Source organism: Streptomyces sp. 4F14 (assembly GCF_048159485.1).
In the GTDB taxonomy this organism is placed as follows: domain Bacteria; phylum Actinomycetota; class Actinomycetes; order Streptomycetales; family Streptomycetaceae; genus Streptomyces.
In genome coordinates this window covers 41,493-53,391 of the sequence record NZ_JBLRVY010000022.1, presented here as the reverse complement: position 1 = coordinate 53,391, position 11,899 = coordinate 41,493, and the positions used below count along the sequence as shown (strand labels likewise).

The 11,899-nt window shown below is 71.4% G+C and carries 8 protein-coding genes; 4 read left to right on the top strand and 4 right to left on the bottom strand.

Annotated elements, in window-relative coordinates; translation table 11 throughout:
* The first annotated feature begins 22 nt into the window (after positions 1–22).
* A complete protein-coding gene (gene dapA, locus ACLZOT_RS32400) occupies positions 23–907 on the top strand; it encodes a 4-hydroxy-tetrahydrodipicolinate synthase (protein ID WP_416972683.1) in 885 nt (294 codons plus the stop codon).
* On the top strand, positions 904–2,382 hold the full coding sequence (locus ACLZOT_RS32395; RefSeq protein WP_416972682.1) for an aldehyde dehydrogenase family protein: 1,479 nt from the start codon (positions 904–906) through the stop codon (positions 2,380–2,382). Before dapA ends, ACLZOT_RS32395 begins: the two co-directional genes overlap by 4 nt.
* 45 nt (positions 2,383–2,427) lie before the next feature.
* Here ACLZOT_RS32395 and ACLZOT_RS32390 read toward each other — a convergent pair whose 3' ends face one another.
* Complete coding sequence (locus tag ACLZOT_RS32390) at positions 2,428–3,735, bottom strand: OFA family MFS transporter (protein WP_416972681.1); 1,308 nt, start codon at positions 3,733–3,735, stop codon at positions 2,428–2,430.
* 162 nt (positions 3,736–3,897) lie between these two features.
* Positions 3,898–4,596, bottom strand: a complete 699-nt coding sequence (locus ACLZOT_RS32385) for a TetR/AcrR family transcriptional regulator (RefSeq protein ID WP_416972680.1) — start codon at positions 4,594–4,596, stop codon at positions 3,898–3,900.
* A 110-nt stretch (positions 4,597–4,706) separates the two neighbouring features.
* Here ACLZOT_RS32385 and ACLZOT_RS32380 point away from each other — a divergent pair, with 110 nt between their 5' ends.
* Together ACLZOT_RS32380 and ACLZOT_RS32375 are read left to right on the top strand one after the other, a co-directional pair.
* On the top strand, positions 4,707–5,414 hold the full coding sequence (locus ACLZOT_RS32380; RefSeq protein ID WP_416972679.1) for an NAD(P)-dependent oxidoreductase: 708 nt from the start codon (positions 4,707–4,709) through the stop codon (positions 5,412–5,414).
* 258 nt (positions 5,415–5,672) lie between these two features.
* Positions 5,673–6,008, top strand: coding sequence for a hypothetical protein (locus ACLZOT_RS32375; protein WP_416972678.1), 336 nt, complete (start codon positions 5,673–5,675; stop codon positions 6,006–6,008).
* Positions 6,009–6,312: 304 nt separating this feature from the next.
* Here ACLZOT_RS32375 and ACLZOT_RS32370 read toward each other — a convergent pair whose 3' ends face one another.
* Entirely contained in the window at positions 6,313–9,702 is a 3,390-nt protein-coding gene (locus ACLZOT_RS32370; RefSeq protein WP_416972677.1) for a thioester reductase domain-containing protein, read from the bottom strand.
* 141 nt (positions 9,703–9,843) lie between these two features.
* Positions 9,844–11,736 (bottom strand): non-ribosomal peptide synthetase, encoded by a 1,893-nt coding sequence (locus ACLZOT_RS32365; RefSeq protein WP_416972676.1) that lies wholly within the window; start codon positions 11,734–11,736, stop codon positions 9,844–9,846.
* Positions 11,737–11,899: the final 163 nt, after the last annotated feature.

The following is an 11,899-nucleotide window of genomic DNA, read 5'->3' as shown; positions in this document are numbered from 1 at the left end:
TTGTTTCTCAGGGGAGTTGAGCATGTCTACAGAGTTGAGCGGTGTCCTGACCGCGCTGGCCACGCCGTTCGCGGCGGACGGGCGGGTCGACGAGAAGACCTTGCGGCTGCTGGTGGACCGCAGTGTCGACGCCGGGGTGGGCGGGGTCGTCGCCTGCGGGTCGACCGGGGAGTTCGCGGCGCTGAGCGCGGCGGAACGGCGGCTGGTCGTGGAGACCGTCGTGGACCAGACGGCGGGAAGGGTGCCGGTGATCGCGCAGACCGGAGCGCTCAGCACCCGGGAGGCGGTGGAGCTGTCCCGGCACGCTCAGGACGCGGGCGCGTCGGTGCTGATGGTGGTGGCGCCGTTCTACGAACCCCTCACGCTGGACGAGACGTCGCGCTATCTGCGGACGGTCGCCGCCGCCGTGGACGTGCCGGTGATGCTGTACAACCTGCCGGGCGCGACCGGCGTCAACCTCACCCCGGACACGGTCGGGCGGCTCGCCCGCGAGGTCGACACCATCCACTACATCAAGGACACCAGCGGGGACATGGCACAGGCCGGTCAGCTGATCCGGTACCACGGGGACGTCGTCTCCACGTTCGTCGGCTGGGACAGCCTGCTGCTCCAGGCCATCGCCGAGGGCGCGGCCGGCGTGATGTCCGGGGTGGCGAACGTGATCCCGGGTGAACTCGTGTCCGTGTACCGGGCGTTGAAGGACGGCGACCTGAGGCGGGGACAGGCGGAGTGGGCGCGGATCTACCCCCTCGTGGACGCGTTCCTGTCCGCGCCGTTCGTCCAGGCCGTCAAGTCGGCGCTGGCGGCGGCGGGCGTCCCGGCCGGTGATCCCCGCGAGCCGCTGCTCCCCCTCGACGAGACCACCGCGGCCCGGATCGCCGCTCTGCTCAAGGGAGTTCAGGCGTGATCCGGCGTGCGGCGGCCGACGCGCCGCCCCTCGTGACCGGCTTCCCTGCGGCCCGGCACTTCATCGACGGCGTGTTCGTCGAGGGCTCCGGCGAGGGTGTCATCGAGGTCGTCGACCCGTGTACGGAGGAGGTCGTCGCCGTCGTCCCGGAGGGGACCGTCGAGGACGTGGACCGGGCGGTCGCGGCGGCGGTCGCGGCCCGGAGCGGCTGGGCTGGTCAACTCCCCCGGCAACGCTCCGAGTTGCTGCACTCGATCGCCGACCGCCTGGCGGAGAACGCCGATGAGCTGAGCCGCCTGGAGTCCGCCGACACCGGTAAGCCGCTGCCCGTTTCGGCGGACGACGTCGCGCAGGCCGTCGACACGTTCCGCTTCATGGCCGGCGCGGTCCGCGCGACGACCTCCCTGGCAGCCGGCGAGTACGCGCAGGACCACCTCTCCGTCATCCTGCGCGAACCGCTGGGCGTGATCGGCGTGGTCACCCCCTGGAACTACCCACTCCTGATGGCGGCCTGGAAGATCGCCCCGATCCTCGCGGCCGGCAACACCCTCGTCCTGAAGCCCTCCGAGCAGACCCCCCTGACCACCCTGAAGCTCGCGGAACTCGTCGCCGACCTGCTGCCCCCGGGCGTCCTGAACGTCGTCAACGGTTACGGCGCCGTCGTCGGCGCACGTCTCGCCGAGCACCCGGACCTCGGCATGATCGCCCTCACCGGTTCCGTCGCCAGCGGGCGTGCCGTGGCCCGGGCCGCCGCCGAGAGTCTCAAGCGCGTCCACCTCGAACTCGGCGGAAAGGCACCGGTGCTGGTGTTCCCGGACGCGGATCTCGGTGCCGCCGCGGCGGCGCTGCGCGTCGCCGGGTTCTGGAACTCGGGGCAGGAGTGCGGGGCCGCGTGCCGGGTCCTCGTGCACGAGTCCGTCGCCGGGGAGTTCGTGGAGCGACTCGTCGGCGAGGTGCGGGAGTTGGTCGTCGGGGAGCCGCGTGGCGGGGACGGGGTCGAGGTGGGGCCGATGGTGTCGCGGGCGCACTTCGAGCGGGTCGCCGGGTATCTGGAGCGGGCCCGCAAGGACGGTGTCCGGGCGGCGGTCGGGGGCGAACCCCTCGACGGGCCGGGCTACTTCATCGCGCCGACCGTCCTGGTCGACGTCCCCGAGGGCGCGGAGGTGGCCCGCGAGGAGATCTTCGGTCCCGTCATCACGGTCGAGACGTTCACCGACGAGGACGAGGCGGTGCGCCGCGCCAACTCCGTATCCCTGGGCCTGTCGGCCTCCGTGTGGACGGAGAACGCCCGCCTCGCCCAGTCCGTCCCGTCCCGCCTCGACTTCGGGACGGTGTGGGTCAACTCCCATCTGGTGCTGGCCAGCGAGGTGCCGTGGGGCGGGTTCAAGGGGTCCGGGTACGGGCGGGACCTGTCGCTGTACGCGCTGGACGACTTCTCGCGGACGAAGCACGTGATGCACAACAGGGGGCGCTGACAACCCGGTTGGGGGTGACCGCTGGGCGGGTCACCCCCGTACGGGTCACGCGGTCCGTGGCGCCGGCGGTCTCGTGATCGCCGTCAGGGTCACCGCCGCGAGCGTCACCGCGCCGACCGTGACGAACGCCGTGGTGTAGCCGTCGCCCGCGAGGTGCGCGGTCGTGAGGGGGCCGATGACCCCGGCGAGGCTCCACGAGATCAGCATCGGGCCGTAGACCGCGCCGATGTGGGCGACGCCGAAGAAGTCCCCGGCGGTGGCGGGCATCGTGCCGAAGCCGCCGCCGTTGGCGAGGCTGACCGCGCACACGAGGGCGGCGAAGAGGGCGGGGTCGTGGGCCCAGGGCAGGGCGAGGAGCGCGAGGCCCTGGATCAGCAGGAGGACCGCGAACGTCCGCATGCGGCCCGCCCGTTCGGAGATCGCGCCGGCCAGCGGGCGGCCCACGCCGTTGAAGACGCCGGCCGCCGCGGTGAGCGCCGCCGCGGATCCGGCGTCGTACCCGGCGATGTCGTGCGCGGCGGGGGCCAGCACGCTGACGAGGCTGATCCCCGCGAGGGCGCTGGCCAGCAGGATCGTCGCGAGGAGGTACCACTCGCGGCTGCGCAGCGCCTCACGTCCGGTGAAGGAGGGCCGGGCGCTGCGGCCCACCACGACGGACGCGGAGGCGGGCGGGTTGACGAACAGCCAGGCCGCCGGCAGGGTCATCGCCGCGCAGAGCAGGCCCATCGGCAGGAACGCCTGGGTGGGGACCGTCTCGTAGCGGTGGACGAGGGCCGCGAGCACCGGCGCGCTGAGCACCGGGCCGAGGCCGAAGCCGCCGACGCTGATGCCGGTGATCAGGCCGCGCTTGTCGGGGAACCAGCGCTGGAGGAGGGCGGTCGGCACGATGTACCCGATGCCGAGCCCGACGCCGGAGACGACGCCGTAGCAGACGATCAGGATCCACAGGTCGGCCGCGTCCCGCGCCGCCGAGCAGGCGATGATCCCGGCCGAGTAGATCCCCGCCCCGGCCATCGCCGTGACCCGTGAACCGTGCCGCTCCTGGAGCCGGCCGCCGCACCAGGTCCCGACGAACACCATCCCCACGGCGACGCTGAACGGCAGCGTCGCCCGCGTCGCGTCGAACGCGAACGCCGAGCCGGGTTCCTTGAGGGCTCGCGCGAACACGCTCCACGAATAGACGGAGCCCAGGGCGAGTTGGAACACCACCGCCGCCACGGCGACCCAGATCCGGTGCCGCCCCCGGGTCCGGCGCATCAGCACCGGCATCGACACGGAGACCACCACACGCCGGGCGGCGTCCGGCCGTACATATCTCTGTTCCGTACGGGACGTCTCGACCACGGACTTCACAACTGACCACCTCGACATAGCGGACGAACGTTTCGGCTCCGCAGTCGATCACCGGGGGTGGCGCGTGTTCCGTACGGCACACGGGGAGTTCACTCAACGGGGTATCCGGTCCGGGCATCCGGCAGGAGGTGTCGTAACCGGTGGGCGCGAGTGTCGTTGGGGCTACGACCTCACGTCCAACCCCCGGAGGAGCTGGGTGAGTTCCTCGTGGAAGAGCTTCTCGGGGCTGGATGTCTGGGTGCGCAGGTGGCCGTAGACCTCCAGGGACACCAGACCGTGCAGGTGCCCCCAGATCCTGAGGGCGAGGGCGACGGCGGCGGGCGGCAGGCCGGGGAAGACGGGGCGGACCTTCGCGAGGAGGCCGGGGTCGAAGTCGGGCCAGTCGAAGGCACTGTCCCGGTAGCGGTGCCCGGCGTGCGGCCAGGCTTCCGCCGCGAGGGCGGTGAACCCGGTGCAGACACGCAGCGCGGCGTCCGGGGCGGGGCCGCCCTCGGGGGCCCGGTAGCCGGGGACGGGATCGCCGTAGACGAGACGGAAACCCTCCGGGTTGGTGACGGCCCAGGCGCGGAAGGCGGTCGCCCACGCCTCGATGCGTACGGCGGGGCCCTCGGCGGACGTGGCGTCCCAGGCGGCGTCCACGGCGTCGGCGAGGGCCGTGTACACGTCCCTGATCAGCGTGGTGACCAGGTCGTCGCGGGTCGGGAAGTAGCCGTAGATGGCGTTGGCTGTCATGCCCATCTCGCGGGCGATGGCGCGCAGGGTGATGGCGTCGGGGCCGCCGGTGGCCATCAGGCCGAGGGCGACGTCCTTGATCTCGGTCGTGGTCTCGGCTCGTAGGCGTTCGCGGCGTCCTGTCGTCACACCGGGGACTCTACAGCGTCCATTTAGTGAGTACCGTGGCTGAACTTCACGCCGTATAGTTTTCGCACGGCGTCACCTTCCATGGTGGCGCCCTTCACAGGGGGAGAGCCATGCACATCGGAGTCATAGGTGCCACGGGGACCATCGGCAGCCGGGTCGTCGCCGAAGCGCTCCAACGCGGCCACCAGGTCAGGGCGTTCAGCCGCGACGCCGGGCGCGCGGGCCGCGCGGAGCGGCGGGACGGGGTCACCTGGTCTAGCGTCGACGTCCTCGACGCCGACAGCGTCGCCGGCGTCCTGCCCGGGCTCGACGTCCTCATCAGCGGCTTCCAGCCCGGCAACGCCGCGACCGACCTCGCCGACACCGTACGGCGCTCCATCGCCGGCCCCGGCGCCTACGCGGACGCCGCGCGCGCCCTCCTCAAGGCCCTGGAGACCCGCCCCCGCACCCGGCTCATCGTCATCGGCGGCGCCGGCAGCCTGGAACACGCACCCGGGGTCACCCTCGCCGACTCCGACGACCTCCTGTACGCCACCCTCGACCGCATCGGCCTTCCCCGCGAGTACGCCGCCGCCGTACGCGGCCATCGCGACGCCCTGAACGTCCTGCGCACCTCCGACCGGCTGTGGACCTACTTCAGCCCGGCCGAGAACATCGCCCCCGGCGAGCGGACCGGGCGGTTCCGGGTGGGGGGCGATCAGGTGGTCGTCGACGCGGACGGGGTCAGCCGCATCTCCGCGGAGGACGCGGCGGTGGCCCTTCTCGACGAGGTCGAGCTGCCTCGGTTCGTACAGCGGAGGTTCACTGTCGGGTACTGAGGGGTGGGGGCTGCTTGGGGGGCTCGGGGCTTGGGGGGGTCTCGGGGCTTGAGGGGCTCGGGGGCCCTGTCCGAGAAGCCTGCGGATGCCGAGCCACTCCCCCCGGCTACACCGATCGCCATCTCGACGTCGAGCAGGGCGAGGGCTCGCATCCGGATCACCCCGGCCGGCGTGACGGCGTCCCGCCCGAAGTACCGGACGCTTCCCGACACATCGGCGAGCGGCGCGACTTGCGCGCGTTCATCCGAGGGGGCGTCCGTGCGGCTCAGAGTCCTGCCGATAGCCGTGGGCCACGGAGTCTCGACCGACGGAAGCCTGCCGCGGTTCGACCTCACCGGGGCCCAGTTGAAGGAGCTGGCCCACGGCCTGTACAACCTGCTCGCCCGCTTCGAGGGTTACCGCACCGCCATGGTCGACTGGGACCCGGAAAGCTTCCTCGACGTCGACGACCTGGCCGAACTCTGGTCGGAGGACCTCTCCGAAGGCACCTTGCCCGGCCTGGTCATCGCCGAACACTTCCGCACCCGACTCCCCCTCGGCCCGGCCTGGGTCCCCTTCAGCCCGGGCTACCTGTGGCTCCCCCACGAGCAGTAACGGCGACCGGTTCGCCACGAACAGGCAGAGGGGTCCCGCGACGTCCGCCGGCTCCCGCCGTTCCCGGCCTGCCGGACGACGCGGACGCCGATGACGGCGTCCTTGACGGGGGAAGACCGGCCGCCCCGCGGCGTAGTACGGGCGCAAGGGCGTCAGTGGCGGCAGCGTGCGGCATCGGTGCCTGGGGCATCCGGTGTGCTGGGGTCGACCCGTTCCTGGAGCTTGTGCGGCTGCGGAACGAGCACCTGAGGGACGCGGAGCCGGGGCCGGGGGATGATCCCGGCTCCGCGTCCCGGGCGGCACGTCAGTGGTTGACGTGGCCGCCGTCCATGGGGCGCCCCGTTGTCATCAGGTTCTTGAGGTCCCGGGCGTACTTGGTGACGAGGTCGCGCGTGAGGCTCGGGATGTCCCCGTGCCCGGTGATCGCGCCGGCCCGGACAGCGGCGCGGAACCGGTCGGAGGGGATGACGGATCCGGGTACCGGGTCCTCGGGCTCCTCGAAGCCGTGCCGGACGGGCAGCGACGTGTACTGCCGCTGCGCCTCGGGCAGGGCGCGCATCGCCGCCTCGAACCGCAGGTACCACTCGCCGTAGTCGTCCACCCGCTCGATGGCGTGGCCGTCCTGGGCGAGCCAGTCGACGACGGTGTCGAGGGAGACGCCGTCGTCGTGGGGGTTCACGAAGCTGAACGTCCGGTATCCGGACGGGACTTCAGAGGTGCCGCGGCCCCCCAGCGCCACCACGGCGGCGGCGGTGAAGTCGACCGGCAGGCCGTCGTAGTGGGCGCTTTCGCCGTCCGCGCGGTAGAAGCTGCGCGGCGCGACCCCGGTGGCGAGCACGCTGAACAGGAGGCGGCTGAACACGTCGGTGACGTTGAGCTGTCCGTCGTACCGGCTGTGCGCGAGGATCATGCTGGACCGGATTGCCGTGACCGGCAGTCCGCACAGGTCGTACGCCTCCCGCAGCAGCACTTCACCGGCCCATTTGCTGGTCGCGTACCCGTTGGCGTAGCCGTCGTCGACGTTCAGGGCCGGTAGGGCGACGCGGACATCGGAGTCCTCGTCGAGGGCCGGCCGGCAGGAGTCGGCGACCCCGACGCTGGAGATGTAGGTGATCGGCTTCGTCCGGCGGGTGAGGGCCAGCCGGACGAGTTCGGCGGTGCCGACGACGTTGGCCTCGAAGAGGTGCGGGTACGGCAGGAGGTGGTTGACCACCGCCCCTGCGTGGACGATCAGGTCGACCTCGTCGGCCAGCCGGTCCCAGGCGGCCTCGTCCAGGCCGAGCCGCGGCTCCGCCATGTCCCCCGCCACGACCTCAAGATGGGCCGCGGCCAGTTCCTCGTACGTCCGCACCAGTTCCGGGTCGCCGCTGTCGAAGGCCGCGTCCAGCCGCTGCCGGGCCGCGGCGGCGTCCTCGCCGCGCACCAGGGCGATCAGCCGGCCGCCGGACGGCGCCAGGGTGCGCAGCCATTCCAGGGCGAGGAAACGGCCGAGGTAGCCGTTCGCGCCGGTCAGCAGCACGGTGCGCGGCTCCCGCTCGGCGCGGGGCAGCGCGGGGGCCTCGGCGAGGAGGCGCGCGTCGAGGAACTTGTCGAGGGTGAGGTCCTTCGCGTGGACCTCGGTCACGCCCTCGCCGTGCACCGAGGCGAAGGTGGGCCGCCGCACGGCCGTACCTCGGCGAGCAGAGCGCCCGGTGCCCTCGCCGCCTTCCTTGATCTCCAGGATGCGGGTCGCCATCTCCTTGAGCGTGACCGGTTCCAGGAACAGCTCGATCGGTACGTCGATGTCCAGCTCGTCGCGGAGCCGTCCGGCCAGATGCACGGACGTCAGCGAGTCGCCGCCCGCCTCCAGGTACGTCTTCTCCAGACCGGCGGGCCCGTCGAGATCCAGCGCCTCGATCACCAACTCGGCGACCCTGGCCTCCAGTCCGGGCGCCGCACTCCCGGCCGGGGCGTGAGCGGCCGGGCCGCGCAGCGTCAGGGCGCCGTGGCTCTCGCCCGCGAACGGGTACGACGGGAGCCGTACCCGGCGTACCTCACCGTCGAGCGTCGGCCAGGTCACCTCCTCGCCGCGCAGCCACGCCTCCCCCGACGGGTCCCGCACCGGATCCGGGTGGCCCTCGGCCAGTGCCATGAGCTTGTCCGACGCCTCCCGCACGCCGGCGGCGACCACGTAGGCACGTACGGGCATCCCGGCCCGGCCGGTGCGCAGGGTGTGCGCGACGTCGGCGAGGGCGGGGGCGTCGGCCTCGCGCAGACGTGCCGCCAACCGCGACGCCACGAGGGCGAGTTGATGCTCGGTGCGGGCCGACAGCGGCAGGACCGTCGGGCGGGCGCCGGCCTTCGCGCGCGGCTCGCGTGCCGGTGCCTCCTGCACCACCACGTGCACGTTCGTGCCGCCCATGCCGACCGACGTCACGCCGGCCAGCCGGGGCAGGTCCGGCCTGCGCGGCCAGTGACGGGTCTCGGTCACCAGCCGCAGCGGCGAGTCCCGCAGGGCGGCGACCGGGCTCGTGACGTTCACCGTCGGGGCCAGGGTGGCGTGCTCCAGCATCAGGACCGTCTTGATCAGCGCCGCCACACCGGCCGCCGCGTCGGCGTGCCCGATGTTCGACTTCACCGAACCGAGCGCGATGCCGACGCCGCCGTCGAGACCGCCGTCGAGCCCGGCTCGGGCGGTGAACGCCGCGCTCGCCGCCTCCAGTTCGATCCGGTCGCCCAGCGCGGTCCCGGTCCCGTGCGCCTCCACGTACTGCGCCGCCGACGGCTCCAGCCCCGCCGCCGTCCACGCCTCGGTGATCGCGGCCGTCTGCTGCTCCACGCCCGGGGCGGTGAAGCCGACCTTGCCGGCCCCGTCGTTGGTGACGGCCGTGCCCCGGATCACCGCGCGCACCGGGTCGCCGTCGGCGAGCGCGTCCTCCAGCCGCCGCAGCACCACCACGCCCACCCCGCTCCCCGGCACCGTGCCGGCCGCCTTCTCGTCGAAGGGGCGGCAGCGGCCGTCGGGAGAGGAGGTCCCGCCCTGGTAGTAGACGTAGCCCTCCTTGCGCGTGGTGCCGATGGCGACGCCGCCCGCGAGCGCGGTGTCGCACTCGCCGAGCAGCAGGGCCTGGACGGCGAGATGGACCGCCGTCAGCGAGGTCGAGCAGGCCGTCTGGACCATCATGCTCGGCCCGTCCAGGCCCAGCCGGTAGGAGATCCAGGGCGCCAGGAACTCGCGGTCGGTGAGGATACGCACCTGGAGCGCGCCGATCGACGCGGCGAGCGCCGGGTCCAACTCGGCGGCCAGCGCGTGGTCCGTCGAGCTGCCGCCCATGTAGACGCCGGTGCGGGACGGTGCGTTCAGCGGGGCGTACCCGGCGTCCTCCAGCGCCGACCAGGCGGTCTCCAGGAGCACTCGGTGCTGCGGGTCCAGGGCGGCCGCCTCGGTGCGGTTGAAGCCGAAGAGCTCGGCCTCGAAGCGGTCCGCGTCAGCCAGACGCCCCTGCACCGGGACGAACGCGGGATTGCGCAGCTCGGCCGGGTCCGCCCCGTCGGCGAGCAGTTCCTTCTCGGTGAACTCGGACAGCGAGCAGACGCCGTCGCGCAGGTTGGCCCAGTAGGTGTCGAGGTCGGGGGCGCCGGGGAAGCGTCCACTCATCCCCACGACGGCCACCATTTGCTCAAGGTCGTGCTGTGCGGCTTCCTCGGTCGTCATCGCGTCGTGCCTTTCCTGGAACGGAGCTTGTGCGGGGTGGCCCAGCCCGGGGCGTGAGGAGGGGGGATCGGAAAGCGCCGATCGGGCACCTTTCCGCGTCACATCAGCCACCGGTTCCGGTCATATGGAAACGGGTGTCCTTCACCGCCGGCCCCCTCCCTCCAGACGCTGGCGCCTTACTCGCAGCGCGCGAGCGCGCCTCGCCGATGGCACTTGCCCGACCACAGCCGAACCGTCGTCCGAGGGCACACCGTCACGGATCAACGTCGCCTGCGCCGCCACGGTGGTGTGCGAGAACAGGGAAACAATCGAAAGCCGAACTCCCGTATGTTCCTCAAGGGCGTTCTGAAGCTCAAAGAGCTTGATCGAGTGGCCGCCCAGATCGAAGAAATTCACCTCGCCCGGAACGTTTTCCCGCTTCAGTACCTCGGCCCACGCGGCGGACACCCGTCCAGTCGTGTCGTCCGTGGGGGCGGCGGCTACATCCTCCGTCTGGGAGCCGGGACAGGTTTCCGCCAGAGCACTAAGGCGTTTTCGGTCGATTTTCCCGTTGCCAGTCACAGGAAACCGATCGAGCACATGAATCCAGTTCGGAACCATGGCCTGCGGAAGTCGGCCGGCCACATGCTCACGGATTGATTCTGGAGAAACGCCGGGAGACGACAGGACGAACCCGACGAGCCGGGTCCGCTCCGCGTCCGTCACCACGGCGGCGTCACTGACTCCTGGTGCGGTACGCAGATGAGCCTCGACTGCGCCGAGCTCGATCCGATGGCCCCGGATCTTGACTTGTTGATCACGGCGGCCGATGAATTCCAACTCACCGTGTTCGTTCCACAGGGCGAGGTCTCCTGTGCGGTACATCGTGGCGCCCTCGACGTCGGTGAAAGGGTCGCCGATGAAAGCCTCGGCAGTCGCTTCAGGGCGGCCGAAGTATCCTCGTGCCACCCCTGCGCCGCCGATGAACAACTCGCCGCTTACACCGCGCGGGACCGGCTTCAGTTCCTCATTCAGCACGTACAGGCGGACACCAGGCACCGGCCCGCCGATGGATATCGGTTCAGGGGCCTCATAACGGCGGAAGCTGGCCCATACAGTGGCCTCGGTCGGGCCGTACTCATTGACCAGGGCGACTGTGCGGCCGAACAGGGCGAAATGGCGTTCCACCAACGCCTCGGCCGGCGACTCGCCGGCCACGATCACCGTATCCAGCGCATCCAGCCGCATGCCCTGCCGCGTCACCGCGTCCAGCAGTGCGCTGTAGAGGAGCGGTACACAGAGCAGCCGGGTCACCTGCCAGCGTTCCGCCAGGCCGGCCAGCCGCTCGGGATCGCGGATTTCGCCAGCTGCGGCTACGACCAAGCATCCCCCCGCGGTCAAGGTCCCCCACACCCCGGCAACCGAGGAATCGAAGGCCAGGGGGGACACGAGCAAGAAGACCGGAGCGCCGGGATACACCGCGCGGCGTGCCCAGGTGGAAGCGGACAGCTGACCGTGCTCGACCAGGACGCCTTTGGGCTCGCCGGTGCTGCCCGAGGTGTAGATGATGTAAGCGGCGTCATCGGGTGTCACCGCGACTGCCGCCGCCGTGACCTCTTCTCCTTCCCGGGCGTCCTCCGCTCGAATGACCGGGCATGTGAGCGCGGGCAGTCGGCCAGACGTACCGTCCGCGACGATCACGGCAGACACGCCCGCGTCAGCGAACACATCAGCGATCCGCTGATCAGGGTGGGCCGGGTCTGCCGGGACGTACGCGGCACCGGCGTACAGGATTCCGAGCACGGCGGCGATCATCGCGGTCGAAGGTTCGACGAGCACACCGATTCGCTCGCCTCTGCCCGCACCTGCCGCACGGACAGACGCCGCGATGCGCCTGGCCCAAGCGTCGAGCTCGCCGTAGCTCAGCTCGGTGCCCCTGCTCCGAACGGCGATCCTCAGCGGATCACTGCCGGCTATCCGGGCCACGACTTCATGGACTGGGCTGAGCTCCTCGTGTGGAGCGTTCGACACAAAGTTCTGTTCTGGCAAGGTCATCAGGATTCCCACACTGGTTCTCGGCTGACGCTGCTCGGTTCATGGCGTGCCAACAGGCCGTCGAGCTGACGGGTATCTCCCCCCAACCTGAGGAAATCGGAGTCGTCACGCAGGTCGGTGTGTCCAATTAGCTCAGACCGGAGAAGATTCACTCTGGCATCCG

What these genes read in the sequence shown, in the direction of transcription:
- dapA (WP_416972683.1), top strand. Translation starts at nt 23, where the DNA reads ATGTCTACAGAGTTGAGCGGTGTCCTGACCGCGCTGGCCACGCCGTTC.
- ACLZOT_RS32380 (WP_416972679.1), top strand. Translation starts at nt 4,707, where the DNA reads ATGCACATCGGAGTCATAGGTGCCACGGGGACCATCGGCAGCCGGGTC.
- ACLZOT_RS32370 (WP_416972677.1), bottom strand. Translation starts at nt 9,702, where the DNA reads ATGACGACCGAGGAAGCCGCACAGCACGACCTTGAGCAAATGGTGGCC.
- ACLZOT_RS32365 (WP_416972676.1), bottom strand. Translation starts at nt 11,736, where the DNA reads ATGACCTTGCCAGAACAGAACTTTGTGTCGAACGCTCCACACGAGGAG.